General features: G+C 30.1%; 19 protein-coding genes and 1 other annotated feature. Of the genes, 5 read left to right on the top strand and 14 right to left on the bottom strand.

The window, feature by feature from the left end; translation table 11 throughout:
• Window positions 1–16 precede the first annotated feature (16 nt).
• Both bsdtw1_RS06185 and bsdtw1_RS06180 read right to left on the bottom strand, forming a co-directional pair.
• The gene (locus tag bsdtw1_RS06185) at window positions 17–1,762 is read right to left on the bottom strand and encodes a phosphoenolpyruvate carboxykinase (ATP) (RefSeq protein WP_183276731.1); all 1,746 of its coding nucleotides are present in this window, start codon (window positions 1,760–1,762) and stop codon (window positions 17–19) included.
• 345 nt (window positions 1,763–2,107) lie between these two features.
• A complete protein-coding gene (locus bsdtw1_RS06180; RefSeq protein ID WP_183276730.1) occupies window positions 2,108–2,833 on the bottom strand; it encodes a lysophospholipid acyltransferase family protein in 726 nt (241 codons plus the stop codon).
• 197 nt (window positions 2,834–3,030) lie between these two features.
• Between bsdtw1_RS06180 and bsdtw1_RS06175 the strand changes: the two genes are divergently transcribed.
• Window positions 3,031–3,906 carry a ComEC/Rec2 family competence protein gene (locus tag bsdtw1_RS06175; RefSeq protein ID WP_183276729.1) on the top strand — a complete coding sequence of 292 codons (876 nt, stop codon included), beginning with the start codon at window positions 3,031–3,033 and terminating at the stop codon, window positions 3,904–3,906.
• A 28-nt stretch (window positions 3,907–3,934) separates the two neighbouring features.
• Here bsdtw1_RS06175 and bsdtw1_RS06170 read toward each other — a convergent pair whose 3' ends face one another.
• Both bsdtw1_RS06170 and bsdtw1_RS06165 read right to left on the bottom strand, forming a co-directional pair.
• On the bottom strand, window positions 3,935–4,618 hold the full coding sequence (locus bsdtw1_RS06170; protein ID WP_183276728.1) for a ribonuclease H-like domain-containing protein: 684 nt from the start codon (window positions 4,616–4,618) through the stop codon (window positions 3,935–3,937).
• Between the two features lie 15 nt (window positions 4,619–4,633).
• The gene (locus bsdtw1_RS06165; RefSeq protein WP_183276727.1) at window positions 4,634–5,362 is read right to left on the bottom strand and encodes an HAD-IB family hydrolase; all 729 of its coding nucleotides are present in this window, start codon (window positions 5,360–5,362) and stop codon (window positions 4,634–4,636) included.
• Window positions 5,363–5,693: 331 nt separating this feature from the next.
• On the opposite strand from bsdtw1_RS06165, the gene bsdtw1_RS06160 reads away from it, so the two are divergent.
• From bsdtw1_RS06160 to bsdtw1_RS06150, 3 genes are read left to right on the top strand one after another with little or no spacing between them, the layout of a single operon-like run.
• A complete protein-coding gene (locus tag bsdtw1_RS06160; RefSeq protein WP_183276726.1) occupies window positions 5,694–5,918 on the top strand; it encodes a FeoA family protein in 225 nt (74 codons plus the stop codon).
• A 25-nt stretch (window positions 5,919–5,943) separates the two neighbouring features.
• Entirely contained in the window at window positions 5,944–7,707 is a 1,764-nt protein-coding gene (feoB, locus tag bsdtw1_RS06155; RefSeq protein WP_183276725.1) for a ferrous iron transport protein B, read from the top strand.
• A gap of 13 nt (window positions 7,708–7,720) precedes the next feature.
• A complete protein-coding gene (locus tag bsdtw1_RS06150) occupies window positions 7,721–7,891 on the top strand; it encodes a FeoB-associated Cys-rich membrane protein (RefSeq protein ID WP_183276724.1) in 171 nt (56 codons plus the stop codon).
• Between the two features lie 3 nt (window positions 7,892–7,894).
• Here the strand turns inward: bsdtw1_RS06150 and bsdtw1_RS06145 are convergent, their stop codons facing one another.
• Together bsdtw1_RS06145 and argS are read right to left on the bottom strand one after the other, a co-directional pair.
• Window positions 7,895–8,698, bottom strand: a complete 804-nt coding sequence (locus bsdtw1_RS06145) for a ribonuclease H-like domain-containing protein (RefSeq protein ID WP_183276723.1) — start codon at window positions 8,696–8,698, stop codon at window positions 7,895–7,897.
• Between the two features lie 2 nt (window positions 8,699–8,700).
• Window positions 8,701–10,392 carry an arginine--tRNA ligase gene (gene argS / locus bsdtw1_RS06140; RefSeq protein WP_183276722.1) on the bottom strand — a complete coding sequence of 564 codons (1,692 nt, stop codon included), beginning with the start codon at window positions 10,390–10,392 and terminating at the stop codon, window positions 8,701–8,703.
• Between the two features lie 245 nt (window positions 10,393–10,637).
• Window positions 10,638–10,845, bottom strand: a binding site (T-box leader).
• Window positions 10,846–11,046: 201 nt separating this feature from the next.
• On the opposite strand from argS, the gene bsdtw1_RS06135 reads away from it, so the two are divergent.
• Window positions 11,047–12,564 (top strand): Ppx/GppA phosphatase family protein, encoded by a 1,518-nt coding sequence (locus bsdtw1_RS06135; RefSeq protein WP_183276721.1) that lies wholly within the window; start codon window positions 11,047–11,049, stop codon window positions 12,562–12,564.
• 112 nt (window positions 12,565–12,676) lie between these two features.
• Here bsdtw1_RS06135 and bsdtw1_RS06130 read toward each other — a convergent pair whose 3' ends face one another.
• The 8 genes from bsdtw1_RS06130 to bsdtw1_RS06095 form a co-directional block, all read right to left on the bottom strand.
• Window positions 12,677–12,916, bottom strand: coding sequence for a DUF3892 domain-containing protein (locus bsdtw1_RS06130; RefSeq protein ID WP_244638110.1), 240 nt, complete (start codon window positions 12,914–12,916; stop codon window positions 12,677–12,679).
• 528 nt (window positions 12,917–13,444) lie between these two features.
• The gene (gene trmB, locus bsdtw1_RS06125) at window positions 13,445–14,083 is read right to left on the bottom strand and encodes a tRNA (guanosine(46)-N7)-methyltransferase TrmB (RefSeq protein ID WP_183276720.1); all 639 of its coding nucleotides are present in this window, start codon (window positions 14,081–14,083) and stop codon (window positions 13,445–13,447) included.
• Window positions 14,084–14,100: 17 nt separating this feature from the next.
• Window positions 14,101–14,736 (bottom strand): site-2 protease family protein, encoded by a 636-nt coding sequence (locus tag bsdtw1_RS06120; protein WP_183276719.1) that lies wholly within the window; start codon window positions 14,734–14,736, stop codon window positions 14,101–14,103.
• Window positions 14,737–15,023: 287 nt separating this feature from the next.
• A complete protein-coding gene (locus bsdtw1_RS06115; RefSeq protein ID WP_183276718.1) occupies window positions 15,024–16,088 on the bottom strand; it encodes a hypothetical protein in 1,065 nt (354 codons plus the stop codon).
• Between the two features lie 12 nt (window positions 16,089–16,100).
• A complete protein-coding gene (locus bsdtw1_RS06110) occupies window positions 16,101–17,102 on the bottom strand; it encodes a phosphodiester glycosidase family protein (protein WP_183276717.1) in 1,002 nt (333 codons plus the stop codon).
• Window positions 17,103–17,128: 26 nt separating this feature from the next.
• Window positions 17,129–18,004, bottom strand: a complete 876-nt coding sequence (locus tag bsdtw1_RS06105; protein WP_183276716.1) for a M15 family metallopeptidase — start codon at window positions 18,002–18,004, stop codon at window positions 17,129–17,131.
• 170 nt (window positions 18,005–18,174) lie between these two features.
• Window positions 18,175–19,551: a PhoH family protein gene (locus bsdtw1_RS06100; protein ID WP_183276715.1), complete on the bottom strand. Its 1,377-nt coding sequence runs from the start codon at window positions 19,549–19,551 to the stop codon at window positions 18,175–18,177.
• A 394-nt stretch (window positions 19,552–19,945) separates the two neighbouring features.
• Window positions 19,946–21,055 carry an LCP family protein gene (locus bsdtw1_RS06095; protein WP_183276714.1) on the bottom strand — a complete coding sequence of 370 codons (1,110 nt, stop codon included), beginning with the start codon at window positions 21,053–21,055 and terminating at the stop codon, window positions 19,946–19,948.
• Window positions 21,056–21,191 lie beyond the last annotated feature (136 nt).

Here is a 21,191-nt window from a genome sequence, read left to right as displayed (position 1 = left end):
TTTCTGCACTTTAAAATTAAAGTGATTTTATAAGCTCAAACAATTCAAGTGCTGCAGTCTTAGGTCCATTTTTTTCAAGCCCTGACACTGCTAAACAAGTCTTTATTTGTCCAACCTTTATACCATCTTCAAAACTTCTGTTAAAGTATTGATCGATTAGTATATCAGTTTCAGCTTGCTTTTGTGCTGGCCCAAATGGGTTCGCGAAATATGATGTAACCAATCCTGTTTCAGTAGTTGTGCCTTTGGCCATTCTTGCTCCAGCCTTAAATACATCGATAGCTTTTGCAGGAGACTCAAATAACTCAATTGCATTTCCGCCTTGCTCAACTCTTTCATAATTGTTGGCATAAAGTAAAATATCTACTTTATAGCCTTTTATAATCTCTTTATAAGTTGAAACCGGCATAACAAGTCTTGCATTTATCTTGTCAGGATTCATAAATATACTTCTATCAATCTCTTTAAATGCATATCCTTGATCTAAATCGTCAAGTCTAACAAAAGCACCTACTTCAGTTCCGTATCCATAAATACCTTCATCTTTTAGCTTAAATGACCCCATATCATCAAAAACTACAGTCATTTCACTTACGTGATCTTCACTTAAGGCTCTGAATGCTTCTAAGCTTTCTGACTTACCTGCTCCACTATCACCTATTATTACAACATTAGCGTTCTTGCCATTCTTAAGAACTATATTTACCATTGCACCATGTATAGGCAAATATCCTCTTTTTATCATTATAAGATTGTGTAAAGTTAAACACATCTTTTTCATATATCCAAAATAATCTATATTTTCATTATGGTTAACATAACCATACATTATATCATTCTTTTTATCTTCGTAGAAAACTGTTTTAAGCTCTTCAGTATCTTCTTCCACACCAAAAGTATATACAATATCAGGTTTTCTTCCTTTATATTCATCTTCTCTTGCAAGCTCAAATAGGTTACTTAGAGTTATACCGTGCTCCATGAAATCTCTGTGGAAGTAAACAAAAGCTAAAAGTTCTCCAATTTTTGCTGGATAACAGAACCAATTATCTTTATCTATCTTCCCATTAACTAAAGGATTTTCGTAAACTTCAGCAAACATACCATCTCTTGTATTTTTCTTAGGATATGTTATAAATGGAGTTTCTAACGCTATTGTTTCAATAAATGGAACCTCTTCTAAAACCTTATATTCCTCTGGCACTGTCCATATAGGATTATTTATAAGAATACATGCGTTTCCACCTGCAGGTAGTTGTCTAAATATATTTGGCATAGTTCCGATTACATTTTTTTCTATAGTTCTATAAAAATTCAATATAAGCATTGAAAATTGAGAATTAGCATCTAAAAAGCTAACTGATGCAATTCCATCCCTGATTCTATTATTATGAATAATAGTATATCTCTCTAATCTTCTCCAGAAAGAATAGATGTCTTCAATTATAGCAAAAAAGCCTTCTCTATCTTCAATTATTTTTTCAACATCTTCATTGTAAGATATTATTTCATCCGCACTCATTATAGTTAATAATTGAAATGTTCTTACTAGAGCTTTTCTGATTTCTCTTGTGTCTGTAGTCCCCAATTTTTGTGCAAGTAATTTATAACTATGGGAGTTTCTCACCTTAGCTTTCTTTAAAAACGTATCTAGCACTCTCTTAAATCCATAGCTTTGCAATAAGCTTTCATAATTACTGCAATATTTCTCTGTAAAATTAATTGTTACCTTATCATTGCTCATTGAAAATTCTTTACGCATTTTCGGCCCCCTCATGCATGATTTTTTTTTATAAATTGCATATTCATAATAAATATATAAACCTTATCTCGATTATACCACAACTTATGCAATTTAACCAACACCTTTTTTCATTTTCTTTCATATTAGAATATTCATTTTACACTTAAGATGTTATTATTTAGTAGTATTTTAACGTGTTTCTAAATTGATTTTTGAAATTTTATTAATTGCAAATAGCTTTTTATTAAAAATACTTTCAATTTCCAATCAAAATCCCACCATTATAATATTTGCTTTTATAATAAGAAAAAAACACTGAATAGATTGTTAATTAAACCCATAAATCTATTCAGTGCCTGTATTTTAAGCCTCTAGTCTTATCTTTTTTAAATTCGCTTCTATTTTATCATGTATAATTGTTGCAAGTTCTCTTTGCTCTTCTTTAGTAAGTTTATCTGGATATATTGGCTCATCAAATATTATCGTGATATTAGTACTCTTAAATTTATTATTTTCCTCAAATCCTTTATATGACCCATCTATTGTTACAGGTACAATTGGAACATTAGCTTTTGTAGCAAGCTTCAAGCTTCCTTTTTTAAACTCCTTAAGCTTACCATCTTTTGCTCTTGTTCCCTCTGGGAAAATAGCCATTGAATACCCATTTTGAAGATTTTCAACACCTTTGTTTATGACATTTATAGCTTCTCTTACATTTTCTCTATCAATAGGTACACTATGTACAGCCTTAAGCCATTGTCCTAATATAGGAACCTTTAGTAATTCCTTCTTAGCAATAAACCCTATTAGTCTATCTGCATTTAATACCAAAGCTGGAATGTCGAATAAACTCTGATGGTTCATTACAAATACGCATGGTCCTTCTGGGATATTTTCCACTCCCACCGAATCAACTTTATGATTTAATATATTGATACTAAACTTCGCCCATGCTACATACTTATTTCTTACATATCTATCTGCGGCTTTTTCTCCTCCAACTTTCTTAAGAACAAATATAACTCCACCTCTAAAGAATTCTAAAATCATGTACAAACCATACCAAATCATCAAAAAATAAATTTTCACTATATTACACCTCAAACTTTTTTGTTATATCTTGCATATATTATTATACTTGGATGAATTATTTAAAGCAAGATTTCAGTAATTTACCTTTACATTTAGCTAACTTGATAATACACTATTTTTGTTGTGGTTGCTTTTATTATAATATATATTTATGCACAACACACTATATTAACTTTTTAATTGAAAGGATTATCATGAAAAAACTATTTAAATTACCTCTTATACTAATTCTATTACTGTCCCTTTTTATAGTCGGATGTTCTAATTTAAAAAAGGATACTATAACTTCAAATACTCCCAATACTTCGATCTCAGGAAAGCTTGTAGTTCATTATATAGATGTAGGGCAAGGCGATTCAATTTTAATCCAGACTAAGGAAAAAAATTTCCTTATAGATGCTGGTCCTAAAGAAAATGAGGATAAGTTATTGTCTTACTTAAAGAAAATAAATATCAAAAGATTAGATTATGTTGTAGCCACTCATCCACATGAAGATCATATTGGTGGTATGACTAATATTATAAAGACTTATGATATCGGTAAGTTTTATGCACCTAAAGTCACAAATACAACTAAGACTTTTCAAAATATGTTGCTTGCTTTAAAAGACAAAAACATGAATATTAATGTTCTAAAACCTGGAATGGGAGGCGATATAGATTTAGGAGAAAATACAAAGGTAGAAGTTTTCTCCCCAAACAGCTCAAAATACGATGATCTTAATAACTATTCGCCAATTATCAAAGTTACTTATGGAAAGAATTCTTTTCTTTTCACTGGAGATGCTGAAAAATTAGAAGAAACCGAAGTCCTTCAAAAGAAATATGATATTAAAGCAGATGTTCTAAAGGTAGGTCATCATGGCAGCAGTAGTTCTACTGGAAAGGATTTTCTTTCTAAGGTTTCTCCTTCAGTAGCTGTAATATCATGTGGAAAGGGTAATGATTACGGTCATCCCCACAAAGAAACTCTAAAAACTCTTGAGGATGCAAAAGTAAAAGTATATAGAACTGATCTATCTGGTACAATAGTAATTACTTCCGATGGAAATAACATTAACGTAAAATAAAACATAATATAAAATAACAGCACCTGTATTATTCATTAATACAGGTGCTGTTATTATCTCCCTCATCAACTTTTATGTATTTGTTCCAATTCATACATATATGAAAGAGATTGACCACGTCTTGCTCATTATATTGTAATATTTTATCAACCTTTTCCTTTGGCATTCTCAGTATATAATCTTTGTCCTTTATAACCTTGTGGAAGGTTTTAGCTAGGTTTGAACCACTCATCAGCTCTCCTTCCCTAACTATATCAAACTTCTTTTCTAAGGCTTTAAGACCTATTCCCATTTTTATGAGCTTTTCATACTCTTTTTGAAGATCTACCGAAACAAAATAATCATCAAACTTAAACTCAACTCCATATTGATTAAATAGATAATTAATCACAGTAAAATCATTATTTCCAGAAAAAGTAACTATGTATCTTTTCCCTTCTTCGTAAGCCTTTATAAAATACTTTTGAGCTAAAATAAGTATATCTCTAATTTCATACTTATTTTCAATCATATATTGAGTAACTAAAAGCTCTGCTTTTTCCTTATCATATATGCAGGCACCAAAAACACCAACACATTTAGGTTTCTTATAAACATAGTGCTCTAAATCAAAGAAAATTGATTTAGAGCAATCATACTCTTCATCATTGACTTTGATGATGAAACTATCATCAATTTCCCCTACGGGTACATCTCGCTCCTTTATTATCACTTTATCACTCTTTCCTTATAGAATTTCAAATCTGTCAGGTTTTAAACTATATATAAGATCTTTTCTTTCAACTATTATATTTATTTTCTCTTTAACCTCCTTATCATTCTGTATTTTATTTAGCAATTCTCTTGTAGGATTTATGCAATACGGATTTTTTACAAGGCTCAACATTGTGAAATCTCCTGCAGTGTCACCATAGGCAAAACTATTATCTAGATCTATATCATATTTATTTACAAAACAGTTTATAGCGTCCATTTTGCTTTTATGATCCCACATAGGCATCACATCTCCAGTATATCTTCCTTTACTATCCAACAAATATTTTGCACCTTCATAATCATCAAATCCGTGTTTTAAAGACATTTCTTTAACCAATTCTTCTGGACTACCTGAAATAGTTATAAGCATATGTCCTTGTTCCTTGTGCCACTTAATTCTATCTCTTGAAAATGTATATAGTCTTTCACCTTTCTGCTCAATTACCTTTTTTGCAATAAATTCTATTTGATGTTTGTAGAGACCTTTTATTGCTTCAAGATATATATCAATCATCTTGAGTAAGTAACCATCATAGTCCCCCTGTCTTTTATCCCATTTCAAAAATTCAGGCCTAACTTCATTATACCATTTTTCTGACTCTATTATTTCATATTTTATCATTTTCTTGAACATTTCTGTTATTAAACCTTCTCTATATAGTGTTCCGTCAATATCAAAAAACGCTGCTATCCTCTTCATATTATCCCTCCTGTGTATTATTGTTCAATTATTAGTATTTTGCATAATTTTGCATTCTATTATATATTGAAACTTATGGCAAAGTAAAGTTATGTTTATATTTTAACAATCATTCTTTATCAATAATCCTTATTTATAAACAATCGCTTTCTTTATCCTTTATTTCTACTACATATATTATTATCTTATTCGCCGATTTAATTGTAGCAACAAACTATTTTCTCAATATTCTTTATTTTAAAAATATTATTATTTCATGTATTACCTTGACTTTTTATTAACAGGGTGGTATTATTTTCTTGAGAATGATTTTCAATGTGAGGTGGAAAGAATGTGCGTTTACGATTTAAGACCAGGTCAAGTTGGTGTTGTGGACAAGATTTCTGGTGATGATGATAAATTAGTTAAAAGATTACTAGCGCTAGGTTGTATTGAAGGGACTGAAGTAACTCTTAAGAGAATAGCTCCTTTAGGCGATCCACTAATAATAAATTTAAGAGGTTTTAACATAGCAATAAGAAAAAATGATGCAAAAAACATACTATTAAAGAAGTAATTAATGTTTAAAAGGAGGATTATTGATGACTACAGTAGCACTATTAGGAAACCCAAATGTGGGTAAAACTACTCTTTTCAATGCACTTACTGGCTCAAATCAATACGTAGGAAACTGGCCTGGTGTAACAGTGGAAAAAAAAGAAGGTAAGCTTAATAACATAAAAATTGTAGATTTACCTGGAATTTATGCCATGGACACATTTTCAAATGAAGAAAAAGTATCAAAATCTTTTTTAGAAAATGAAAATGTTGATTTAATAATCAATATAGTTGACGCTTCAAACTTAGATAGAAATCTATATTTGACACTTCAACTTAAACAATTTAAAAAACCAATAGTTGTCTTACTAAATATGGTTGATGTTGCTGAAAAGAAAGGTTTTAAAATAGACTATAAAGCCTTAGAAGAAAAACTTAAGGTTAAGGTCATTCCAATGGTTGCTTCTAAGAAAAAAGGTATTGATCATGTAAAAAATATGTTAGTCAACAATGAATTACCCCTAACTATAGATGATAATGACTATTATTTCAATTCTGAAAAAGATGCTTATACTTTTATAGACGGAATTATTGATTCTTCAAGAATGAAGAACGGAAGAGGAAATCTTTCTTTTACTGATAAAATAGATAGAATAGTACTTAATCCATTTTTAGCATATCCAATTTTTATCGCAATTATGATATTTATGTTTCAATTTACTTTCGCTTGGGTAGGTCAACCCCTTGCAGATTTATTGGATGGAATTTTAAATAATAATATAATTCCTTTCTTATCAAATCTGTTGTCAGGAACAGCACCTTGGTTCCAATCATTAATCGTTGATGGAATAGTTGCTGGTGTTGGTGGAATAATGACATTCTTACCTATAATTATGGCATTATTTTTATGTGTTTCAGCGTTAGAAGATAGCGGATATATGGCAAGATCAGCATTCATAATGGATAGCCTTATGAGAAAGGCTGGACTTTCGGGTAAAGCATTCATTCCAATGCTTATGGGATTTGGATGTAACGTTCCTGCAATAATGTCAGCAAGAACACTTGAAAGCGAAAAAGACAGAAAACTTACAGCTTTATTGATACCACTTATGAGTTGTAATGCAAGACTACCAATATATGCAGTATTTGCTCCACTTTTCTTTGGATCAAAAGCAGGACTAGTTGTAGGCGGTTTATATTTCCTAGGTATCGTAGTAGCATTCCTTGTTGGTATGCTGTTTAAAAATACTTTATTCAAAAAAGATGAAGAACCTTTTATAATTGAATTACCAGAATATAAAATCCCTGAATTTAGAACAGTTATGAAAAACACTTGGGACAAAGGTAAAGGCTTCTTAGCAAAGGCTGGAACGATCATATTTGCAATGACAGTTTTAATATGGCTTTTACAAAGCTTTAACTTCTCAGGTAAAGTTAATGATATAAACCAAAGTTTCTTATTTAATATAGGTAATTTCTTAGCCCCAATCTTTGCACCTTTAGGCTTTGGAAACTGGCAAGCTTCAGTTTCACTATTAACTGGTATTTTAGCCAAAGAGACTGTAGTTTCTACTATGACTGTTATATACGGCGGTAACTTAGATGCAGCGATAGCTTCAACTTTTACTACAGTAAGTGCATTAGGATTTATGGTATTCGTATTACTTTACACTTCATGTGTTACAGCTTTAGGTACTATGAAAAAAGAATATGGTACAAAAATGGCAGTTTTCTCAGCAAGTTATCAATTTGTACTTGCTTGGGTAGGAGCATTTGTAGTATTTACTATCGGTAAATTAATATTTTAAAGAAGGTGTTTATATGGAAATACTAATAACTCTTATAATTGTAGCATTAGCTGGTTTTATATTATTTAAGAATGTAAAAAGTTCAGCTAAAGGAGAATGTAATTGCAGCAGCAACAGCAGTTGTTCAGCAACCCATTGTCCAAAATATGAGTCAAAGATCAGCACAATTACAGTAAAAAAGTGAGCATCATAGATGCTCACTTTTTCTATTTTCTAGAATCTCTTCTATCTTATTTGTATTTACTTTATTTTGTATTAACTCATAAATTATTCTTGATGCTACTTTCTTAGGCATATTTAACAATACAGACTTGTCAAAAGATATTCCCTTTTTTCTGATCAAGTACTTAATATATTGCTTCTGATTCTTTGAAAGCATATCATCTCTTTTTAAGCCTCTTTCGTCTATATCCTGCAGAATTAGAAACAATAGAGGTAGATTCGATACATCTTCTTGATTATGAAGAATTATCTTATTTTTTATAGCTTCATCTCCAGTACTTAAATATTCAAAATATGCATCTCTGCATTCCTTTCCATTGAAGCTATCTTCTCTTTGAATACCTAGATACTTTTCCATGTCTTTCAATGAATATCCATCTAAATTCAATGAATTTCTATAGGGAGATATCTCCCTATAGAAATCTATGTGCTTATCTATAATCGGAGTTTTAAATCCGTTAATCAAAAGTCTTTGAAATATAAACGGTTCATCGAATGCCAACCCATTGAATGTACACCATATGGTTTTGCCTTTGATTAATTTCAAAAACTTTTCTAATAACTGTTTCTCTTCATTGTGCTCACAAAATAGAATGTCATTTGCAAATGTTTGATCTTTAAACTTACCTACTGAAACAGCAAAAACCTTATTATTTATTTTATCAAAGCCAGTTGCCTCTATATCAATAAAAGCTATATTGTTGAAATCATATTTATTATACAAATCTCTATTAACATTCAATACACTTTGAGTTGTTACAAGCTCCATCTCTACATCTTCTCAACTGTTTCTATGCCTATCAATCCTAGGCCATTTTTTATTACCTGGCAGGTTGCTTCTACTAGTTTTATTCTTGCACTCTTTAATTTCACATCATCCACATTTGCAACAGAATGTGCGTTATAGAACTTATTGAAAGCTTTTGCCACATCAATTACATATCTAGTTACAACTGATGGCTCAAGTTTTTCAATTGCATATAATATACTATTTTGGAATCCATCTAAAGTTTTTACAAGTTCAAATTCTTCCTTTGACTGTAGCTTTGAGAAATCACTTTCTTCAGTTACCTCTCCTACTTTTCTTAATATACTCTTAGCTCTTGCATAAGTATATTGAACATAAGGACCTGTTTCACCTTCAAAGTTAAGAATCTCTTTCCAATCAAACACTATATCTCTTTCTCTACTATTTCTTAAATAAGTAAATACAACTGCGCCTATACCTACTTTTTGAGCTACTACTTCTTTATCCTCTAGCGTTGGGTTTTTCTCATTTATTACTTCCAAAGTCTTTGAAACAGCTTCTGACAATAATTCATCTAAAAGTATTACATCACCTTTTCTAGTAGATAATTTTTTCTCTGCAAATCTCACTATACCAAATGGTACATGCACACAATTTTTAGCCCAATCATGACCTGCTAGTTCTAACACCTTAAATACTTGATTAAAATGTAGCGATTGGTCCTTTCCTACTACATATATAGCCTTTGAGAAATCATAAGTTTTCTTTCTATACATTGCAGCCGCAAGGTCTCTAGTTGCGTATATAGATGCTCCATCTGACTTTAATACAATACAAGGAGGCATGTTATACTCATCTAACATAACAACCTTAGCTCCGTTGCTTTCAACTAATAAACCTTTTTCTTCAAGTTCTTTTACTATGCTATCCATTTTATCATTATAGAAACTTTCTCCAGCCCAAGAGTCAAAATCTACATTTAAAATTTCATATATTTTATTAAACTCTTTCAACGATAGGTTTCTAAATCTCTCCCAAAGAGCAACTGCTTCACTATCACCATCTTCAAGCTTTTTAAAGTACATTCTTCCTTCATCTTCTAATGATGGATCCTTCTCTGCTTCATCGTGGAATTTTACATATATTCTTAATAGCTCTGCAATTGGATGTTTCTCTAATGCCTCTTCATCAACCCATTTCTTATAAGCAGATATAAGTTTTCCGAATTGTGTTCCCCAATCGCCTAAATGGTTTATTCTTTCAACATCATATCCCTCGAAAGAAAACATTTTGTATAAAGAATTACCTATTACTGTAGTAGAAAGATGGCCAACGTGGAATGGCTTTGCAATATTTGGTGATGAGTATTCCACTATTATATTTTGACTATCACCTATTGTTGATGAACCATAACACTCTTTTTCCTCCAATATCTTGCTTACAGTATTTTTTGTAAAAGTTCCTTTGTCTACAAAGAAGTTTACATATGGTCCTAAGTTCTCTATCTTCTCATATCCTTCTGCATTTATCTTATCCTTTAGTTCTGCTGCAATTATATTTGGAGCTTTCTTTAAAGTCTTAGCTAACTGAAAACATGGAAACGCAAAATCCCCCATCTCAGGTCTTGGTGGTACTTCAATTAATCCTTCTAATGTATTTACATCTATTTCTAAATGCTCTTTTAATCTTTCAGCTGTAAGTTTTTTGTAATCCATAGTATCTCCTCCTGTATGTGTTATATAAAAATCCTAAGGCCAATAGCCGTTGATTTTATTTCGTATTCAACTACCACAATTTGCTCGTCTACTTTTCTACCCTATGGGGATAAAACTTTCAGTATCATAAATTGAACTTTCTTACTGTAAACCCTTAAAAGCTTTCAAAAACATTGAAGTCCTGGTTTTAACTAATCTGAAAATTTTATAGTTTCATAAAGAATAAAAAAAGCTCATCTCTTTTTTTTAGAGACGAACTTATATCCGCGGTACCACTTCTATTGGTTTTTAAAAACCCACTCATATATTTAACGCATATTGCGGCATGCCCTACTTTTATTTTCAAGCAGCATCTCCAAGGCTCTCTTCCTTTAATCTTATCTTACAGGGCTTACACCATCCCCTGTTCGCTTTAAGACTCAAATAAAGTACTCTTCTTTTCTTAGATTTTAATTATTTAATTATTTATATTATATCCAAAAAAATTTTTTTTTGTCAATATAGAATTTTTATTTCAAAAATCTCCACTTAAAACTCGTTTATTTTTGAAAATAGTTTAAAAATAATATTTCATAATAATAATTCAAAAGCAGTTGAAAACTTTTAGTTTTTTATATACTATTTTATTATATGTTACAATAAGGAGATTTGTCTATGAAAAGATTTGGGGTAATTGACCTTGGCTCTAATTCAGTACGAGTGATGCTTGCACAAGTTGAAGATACAGGATACTTTAAGATAATTGATGAAATAAAAGAAACTATAAGACTTGGAGAAGATATTTCTAAAACCTCATCTATTTCAGTAGAGAAGATTGAAAAGACTTTAGCAACATTAAAAGCTTTTAAATCTCTATGCATCGAATCAGGTGCTTCTGAGATAATCTTAGTTGCAACAGAAGCATTAAGATGTGCTACTAACAAAAAGATTCTTAGAGATAAAATAAAAAAGGATTTATCGTTAGATATAAGAATTTTAAACTTTGATGAAGAAATATATTATAATCATTTAAGTATAAAAAATAGTCTGTACTATAATAATGCTCTAATGGTAGATATAAGTGGTAATCACACACATTTAGCTTGGATAAGAAATAATGAGATAATAAAAAAAATAACTATACCTTTGGGTTGTATAAACATTTCAAATGACTATGAGCTTACCGATGTAATTACTTATAATAACACTTTAGCAGCAAATAAATTTGTACAAGATACTATTAAAAATATACCTTGGCTTTTTGAAACAGAGTTTGAAAGTATAATAGGAATTGGAGGCACTATAAGGAATATTGCCAAAATACAAAAGCATACAAAAAGATATCCTATAGGAACATTACATAATTATTCATTTGATGATTATGATATCTGTCAGATATATAATCTCTTAAAATGCAAAAACCTAAAAGGACGAAGTAAGGTAGAAGGCTTATCTGTTGACAGAGCCGATGTAATATTTGGCGGGCTTATTCTTTTAAATCAATTGGTAGATTTACTTTCAATAAAAAACATCAAAATTTGTGGACGAGGTCTTAGAGAGGGTATAGTTCAGGAATATCTTAATAATAACTACAAAACTGCTTGGAATGACATACTTGACTATAGTATTGAAGGCATAATTGAAACTCTTAATATAAATAAAAAACATGCCCAAAAGGTCTACAGCATTACAAAAAAACTTTTTGAAGAGTTAAAACCAATTCACAAGCTCGGTGACGAATACAACAATATAATAAAGACATCTTCCCTGCTTCATGATTGTGGTATTAGCATAAGGTATTACGACCATCATATACATTCGTTTTATATTATACTTAATTCTGCCATAAGCGGTCTTTCACATAGGGAGATTTTAATGAGTTCATTAGTTGCATCTATGCACAGAAACAATAATTATCAGCTTCCTTTTATAAAATTCACAAGTATCATCAATAGATTGGATATAGAAGCTGTAGAAAGTATTGGAATACTACTCAGAATTGCTGAGGGCCTTGATAGAAGCTTAGAAGGTGCCGTAAATGATTTTGATGTGACAATTAATGATGATGCCATCACACTACTTTTGAAATCAGAATCTGAACTTATCTTAGAAATTGGCCAAGCAATGAGATCCGGAAATAAATTTTACGAAATATATAAAAGAAAATTGATTGTATTAAAACAAAACAAGTAATTGTTTTGTTTTAATATTTTAAAAATACTTTTTAGGTTCTTGTAAGACCTATATAAATGCCCACAAAGTTTTCTTATTCATTCATAAACTTTGTGGGCATTTTAAATCATTATTATTCAATTTCAGGTAAATTATCTAAGTTATTATTTTTTGTGCCATCAGGATAACTTCTAAGATACTTTTCTCCTTTACGAGAAGTCGAGACCTGCACTCCACTTATTTTTCCTTCTTTAGCTAGGCTAATTGCTTGTTCTTTCTCTACTATTTCTCCACTATCAAGCTTATACGCTTCTATTTCATCATTACTATCTTTAACAACCCCTACTATGGTTCTTGTTAAATTTTCACTCACATTTATCACTCCTTTATATAACTTATATAACTTATATAAATACCAAACTTATTATTGATCTTAGCTTAATTTATTCACCATTCTATAAAACCACACTTTAAACTTTATTTGCCATTATGTAAAAACTTATAATCCAAGCTTCATCAGTAATTCATCTTATTTGTTGTTATTTATATAATGTATTTACTTATTTTATTATATTATTAATTTTTCTTACACTTTTTATGTATCATACATAGAGGTCCAACTTCAATTATTAATTTATACATGTCTACAGGGTATAGGTGCATGATTTTCGAACATGTATAATCTAAGTTTCCGTAACGGAACCTATATAAACATTTACTAACAACTTGAATGTATATGAGGAAAATCTGGCAGGCTACATATTCTTCTTTTTTATTCTTTAACTTATATTATGTCTTAAGTCCGTTCACATAATTATCCATAGATATGATTGTGATATGAATTCCTAAAGAATAAAAATAGAGACTACCATATATTTTAAATATGATAGTCTCCAACATCTTAAGAATTAAGCCTTGCAATTAAAAACATTGTCTTCATCCCTAAAGAAGTAAACTTTGCTTCGTATTCAGTCATTATATTTTCTTTGAACTCGTCATTATGCAAATCATAGGTTAGGTATTCTAGTGTAAAACCACTCTCTTTAAAGTATTCTTGTGATTCTTCAAAAAGCCCAACATCATCTGTTTTAAACCAAATCTCACTATTGGGCTTAAGAAAAGTTTTATATATCTTTAAAAAGCTTGTATGCGTAAGTCTTCTCTTCTTATGCCTTTCTTTAGGCCATGGATTGCAAAAGTTTATATAAATCTTACTTATTTCGTCTTTATCAAATACATCTCCAATAAACGATATATTCATAGGTATAAGCCTTACATTTGGAACCTCAGCTTCATTTACCTTTCTAAGTGCGTATATTAACACTTCATCCTTTAAATCTATAGCAACATGATTTATACCAGGATTTGCAGCAGCTTTTTCACTTATAAACTTACCTCTACCACATCCTAATTCTAAATGCACTGGATTACTATCACCAAATGCTTCACTCCATCTTCCTTTAAATTCAGATGGATTCGTAACAACATTTTTCGCCTCTTCTAATTCTGGTCTTGCCCACCATTTTTTCCTAAGTCTCATATTTTCCTCCTAAATGATTATGAAATAATACCTGTAACTATTTTCGAGCAAAGATCTAATATAATTCCAGTTGGTTTATCTAAGAACCTTGCTCCGCCAAAAGCTATCAAAGCAAATATTATAAATTGATACCTATATAAAGAATCTGCTATTCTACCGAAAGCTGAAGGAAATAAATCTTGAAGGATTCCAAAACCATCAAGTCCAGGTAAAGGTAATAGGTTAAATACAAATAAGTTTACATTTATAATGATTATTAAATTTAATATTTGAACTATTATATTTGTTATATCAGTATAGTTATTTATAAAATAAAACTTATAGGCTAATCCAAATATAACTGAAAATATGATAGCTATTAACAAATTTGCTAATGGTCCAGCTATTGTTACCTTCAAATCATCTTTATAGCCATTTTTAAAAGCTCTTCTATTTATTTGTACAGGCTTAGCCCACCCAAACTTCATTATTAATATCATGATAAATCCTATCGGATCTATGTGTGCTAAAGGGTTAAGAGTAAGTCTCCCCTGAAATCTTGGCGTCTTATCTCCAAGCATGTCTGCAACCTTTGCATGAGCATATTCATGAAAAGTAAACCCTATTAGTATTGCAGGAATAATTAAAATTAATTCTAATATTTTGTCTCTCATACTTTTCTCCTATTCTTAAAATTTCTAAAACAGCTGCTTTTTATATGAAATTCTACTGTACACAATTTTTTATATTAAGTTTCAATCGGATCAAAATACTATTACATTTTGCAATTATAGCACATATGTATAGGTCACTTCAATGTTTAAACTTTTCTACTATAGATAAACTACTTCATATTTATTAGGTAGATTTTATTTTGAACTGGTCTATCTATATTTTGATTACAATGATGAATACACCACCCAATAACTCATTATCAGGTGGTGTATTTTATAACATGTTGTTAATTTATATATACATTTCCATTTTCCATACTTAAAACTTTTCCATTACAAATCTTTAAGAACTTACCTTTAAAGCTAATACTAGTTGTCCCATTTAGATCTTCTAATTTATTTTCCGCACTGTTAAGCTTATAGATAGAATTTTCTACAACTATTAAATCTTCTGTTTTCTCAATATTATTTAAAGATATTTGTTTCCATGTAGAAGTTTTTTCGCTTATTGAACCGTAATATATCTTACTTATATTACCATCATTCACTATCCCTACATATACATTTTCTGATTTATCTACTCCAAGTATTCTAGTAAATCCTTTTTGTGTTAAAGATAACTTTTGCTCCAAATATGTAACATATACATTACTACTTAAAGATGAATTATATATTAATTTATCTTCATGTGGAATTAAGTAAACATCTTGAATTTTACTTTCTCTTAACGCTATTTTTTCAAATTCATTTCTTACATTCAATTTATATAATTCACTACCGCCATTACTTAAAGCCACTTTAACAAATATCAAATCTTTAAGTGGAGAGCTAATTATACTATCAATTGAAGACTTTTTGTCTTTAAGCTGAATTGAAGCCAAAAGCTCTTTTTCCTTAGTTGATATATTGTATTTATAAAAAGATACCTTTGTACTGTTATCTTTTGAGGCTGCAATAACCAAATTACCTTCATCTAACCACTGATATTTCACAAGTTTAAGATCTTGAAGATCCACAGTATTATTTTCTGTTTTTCCTGCTATCTGAAGAACGGAATCTTTAATATATGCAACCTTGTCATTTTCCTTTGAAAGTTCTATTTCAGTAGACTCTTCAGGAACTTCAAATTTAATAGTAGTATCAGCTTCATCCTTTCCAGAAACGGAACTGTCGTTTTTATCATTAGATTTTGAACTTGTTGCATTTGTATTATTTACCGCTACAGCTGACTTATCTTCGTTATTGCTACTAAAGCCACTTAAGTAAAAATTATTAACGTAATACAAAACTCCAACTTGAAGAATAACTGCTATTATAAAATATAAACCTAAATTCTTTATATATTTAGCCATAAAAATCTCCCCCTATTTGATGATGAATGAAGTTGGAATAAATCTAACCCCATCTTTACTAGAAGGATTATTAATTATCTTACCGTCAACCACCATGGTTGTGGAAGAGCCTCCATCTAAGTTTGCAGCATTATAAGCACCATTCTCAAGCATTATATTTTGTACATCCTTCAGAGTTGCCCCTAAACTTCCAATTTGTCTACCATCTATAACTAGCATTAGTACGGTTCCATCTTTTCTTTGTCCAATGGCTGTTCTCGGAGCAATTCCCCAACCACCATTTCCACTTTTAATAACGCCCTCTCCATTAATTACTAAAAAAGGGCTAAATGAAACTGCATCCTTAATATTTAATCTTGTTATATCACTTCTACTATACTTACCAATAACCATAATACCATCTTTATTGAATCCAATAAGAGATACTTTCTCCTCTAATTTATCATCAAAAACAATCTTTCCATCCTTAACCACTAACCCAGTTGGAACTCCACCGTTACCTTGTCCATTTTCGTCTTGAAATCCACCTGCATTTATTCCAGCTACTGCATTTTCTTTTTTCACTATATCGTCAAGTTTCATTCCAAAACGTCCAAGATTATCAGTAAGTCCAAGCTGAATTCTCTTTGCATCATTTACTATTAACAACTGTCCATTAAAAGAATTTCCTTTTATCTCTTTCACTTCTATTCCTTTGTCACCTTGATTATCATCGGTTACAGAATTATTAACCCTAATCTCATTCAAATTTGAATTCTTACTATCATCAATTGTATTGCTTGCCATAATACTCTGTATCTCTGTTTGATTTAAGAATAAGGTGGCTAAATATTGATGATTAAGTGTAGTCATTGCAGAAGTTACTACTAACTCCTTTATGTTTTTAAATGGACCATAAAAGACCATTGGTATAGCAATAACTAATCCAATAATAATGTTTGCAAAAATAAAATTAAATAAATTTAAACTTATTTTATTGAAAAGATTTCTCTTCTTTTCTTTATTTTCTTTCATTATTTATTCCTCCAGCTGTTAATGACTTAATTTCTTTTTTCTGCCGCAAGTTTCTCTACATATTCTTCAAGACACAAATTATTTTCATACATATATTTAGCATTCTCTTGCCCAACATATCTCAAATGCCATGGTTCATAATTATATCCAGTTATGTCACTCTTACCTTTTAGATATCTAATAACAAATCCATATTTAAAAGCATTTTCTGCTATCCATTTTCCCTCTTTAGTTTTTTCAAAATCTTCAGCTAAATCATAGTAAGGTGAAGAATTTATATCCACGGCAAGCCCCGTCTGATGTTCACTTGAACCTTGTTTAGCAACATATTTACTAGCTGCTGTAGCGCCGTCACTTTTCACTTTTCTTTCATAAACACTGGCTTGACTTTCAAAGCTTCTATAACCTGATACAAATGTTAAATTAATTTTTTCCTTCTTTGCATCACTAAATAAATTCTCTAAAGCTTCCGCAGCTTCTTTTTTCAACTTTCTATTTTCATTTGCAACAGAACCCATCATTTTCACCTTGGGAATCACCAAGTTATCTGGTTTATATGTATCATCTAAAGGATAATCTTTATTTACCAAAAGAAGTCTGTAATCTTCTGATGATATTTTATTCACTAATTCATTTGTTAGCTTAACCTTTCCGTCATCACTAGAATCTTCGTTTTGTTTAATATCATTTGTATCACTTCCATTGTTTATAGAAATGTTTTTCGTACTATTCTGGCTAGGTATGCTTTCTTTATTAGTCATTACTTGAGTATTCTTTTGCGACTTATTAATTGAAATTATAGATACTGATATTGCTACAGACATGGTAAAAATAAAGGTATATAAAAAAATTATTTTTTTTATAATAGATGTTTTTTTCTTTGTAGCGTTATTTTCATTCATTCGACCATACACCTCTTAATTTTATCTATGGTTTAATTTAATTTTATCAAAAATATATTCCATAGTCATTAGTTCTTTAATGGTTATATAATAAAGCAGGTAAACAATATCGTCCACCTGCTTTATTATATCTGTAATGAAATTATAATTCAATTGAGTTTATATTTTTTTTACAATCTTTTTGCTCCCTCAAAAGCAATGGCGCTTCTTTCACATTCATCATACTTCAAAGTTACTTGATAACAAAGTTTACTTCCCTTCATCTTTTCTGAAGCATAACATAACCCATTTGATCTAGAATCTAAGAACGGTTGATCTATTTGATCCGGATCACCGATTAATATTAACTTTGTTCCTTCACCAACTCTAGTTATAATTGCCTTTACCTGTTTTGGGGTAAGATTTTGTGCTTCATCAATTATAACCCAATTTTTAACTATTGATCTTCCTCTCAGATAAGCAACTGCTTCAGTAGTTATAATCTTTCTATCAAACAATTCCATTATCTTATCATTTAATTCTTTTTCATTTCTATATCTTTCATTTTCATCTGAATCTATTAAAATCTCCAAATTATCAAAAATTGGCCTCATAAAAGGAGCGATTTTTTCCTGCTCAGAGCCTGGTAAATACCCTATTTCTTCATCCATTGTAACATTAGGTCTACATACCAATATCCTTCTAAACTGACTATTTTGCTCTTCTAATATTTTTTGGAGTCCGGTTGCTAAAGAAAATAGAGTTTTAGCAGTTCCAGCAGGTCCTTTAATTATTGCTAATGGTGCTTTGGACGCATCTGTCCATAGGCATTCCATCATGAACTTTTGTCCAACATTTCTTGCTGAGAGCCCAAAGGATTTACAATCTTTATAGATAAGTGGCACTATCACCTGACCATCAAATCTACCTAATGCAGTTTGCTTGTTATTGTCTGCACAGTGTAAAATCAAAAATTGATTTATTTCTAATTTCGGCTCTACATATGTCTGGTTGCTATTATCATATACTGATAACTCACTTGGCTTTAATTGCTTTTCCTTATAGAATTTCTCAATTACTTCTTGAGTAGCATAAACTTCAATTCTACCAGTATATTGGTTATCTTGTTCTGGAACAACTTCTTCATGAAAATCATCAACTTCAATTCCTACTGTATCTGCCTTAATTCTTTCAAATATATCTTTTGTTATTAAATGAACGTCCTCTCCACTTTCTTTAAGTGCTATGCATACTTGTATTATTCTGTTATCAGCCTTCACAATATCCCAGCTTGGAGGTATTTTAGTTCCATAGTGATTTGATTCAACTCTTAAACTGCCCCCACCTGGCAATTGAATGCCTTCACTTAAGTTACCTTCTTTCCTCAATTTATCCAATAGCCTTGCAGCATGCCTTGCATTTAATCCCAAATCATTATTTGTCTTCTTCAAATTATCCAGTTCTTCTAATACAACTTCTGGAATGACTACATCATTATCCTCGAAGGTTAACACAGCCCCTGGTGAGTACAATAAAACGTTGGTATCAAGTACATAAGTTTTTTTCAAACTAACAACCCCCTTATATAGATTCGCTTCATAAAAGTATTTATAGATAAGTCACTATACTAAAATTAAACTGTAATACATTTGTATCTGAAGCGTTTATATTAATAATATTCTGCTTAAACTTTTAAATGTACCTTTATAAATGTATATGTTCAATAATTGCAACTTAGTTTAGCAAATTTAATATAATTATTAATTATTATTTATTAATATATAGATGTAAGAATTATTAGTTTATTTAATTTTATTTAATTTTGCTATATGTTTTATCATATAAAAGGAGGAATTTTTAATAATATGTAGAATATATATTATTTGAACGGAATTTAATTTGCCCTCTTAACTTTATTTTTACTTTATATTTCGATATAGGATTCTTCCTATATCTTATTTTTTACTCTCTGCTTGAGTAATCATTCATTATCGATTGAACCTGTTTTCTGTCAAAATTTTTAGGATCGTATTTTTTATCTTTAAAAATAAAGTCGTTCAACATCTTTGCATTTTGTTCTTTATCAATTAATAGTACCCATGACCCTCTATAGATCTTACCTTCGCACAATTCATTTGCAGGAAGCTGCAACCCTTCGAATTCTACGCTCCCCATTGAGTATGCAGTATAAGCATAATTCATGAGTTGTATTGGTTCAACGTTGGTTTTTATATATGGAAGTATTGCTTTTAACATATTAGGATATTGTATTGGATTAATATTCATTATCTTTTTACCAACTTCAGTCATTACTGTCCTTTGTCTTTGAGTTCTTTCATAACTTCCATTTCCTACTTTTCGTATTCTGGAATAGGCTAATGCTTGTTGTCCATCTAGATGCTGCATTCCTGCATGAGTAATTTCAGGTGATTTGACCTCATCTACCTCACCTATATATTTATTTATCTCTTTAATTTCATATTCTTTTATGCTAACATCTATACCGCCTAATTCATTTACTATATCTTCAAACCCCCAAAAATTCACAAGTATATATTTATCTATTTTCATATTAAAATTCCTATAAATTGTATCAGTTAATAATTTAACACCTCCATATGCAAAAGCGCTGTTTATTTTATCTTCTCCATGCCCTTTTATTTGTACATAAGTATCTCTCATTATGGATGTGTATTTTATCTTCTTGTGATTGTTGTCTAAGGTTGCAATTATTATAGAGTCTGATCTTGAATTTTCATTTAACGTTCTCCCATCAGTTCCTAGCAAGAGTATATTGGTTACCCCCTCTTGTTCTTTATATATTTCCCTATTTGCATTCTCTTTTACTTCACTACTCGGAATACTCCCTGTTATGGGATTAATTCCTTGAAATGCATGATTAAAGTACTGACTTACTTGAACTTTTTCCTCGATATTTTCCTCTGTAAACTTGATCTCATCATTTGAATATATAGTATTTCTTAGGTACCAATATCCCAAAGAACAAAATATAATCAATAATAACATTATTATTGCAACAAACTTTAATAAACTTCTTGCTCTTTTTTGCATCACCATCACCCTAAGCTTATTTTATTTTCGCATTTTAGATAAAGTTGTTTAAAACATCGTTCAAATTTATTGCTGCCTACTTTTTTAAAGTATATATTTGTTAATATATTTTATTTTTCATAAAGGATTCCAAATT

Source organism: Clostridium fungisolvens, assembly GCF_014193895.1.
Lineage (GTDB): Bacteria > Bacillota > Clostridia > Clostridiales > Clostridiaceae > Clostridium_AR > Clostridium_AR fungisolvens.
The sequence above is the reverse complement of the archived record's forward strand: the minus strand, read 5'-3'. Positions and strand labels throughout refer to the sequence as shown.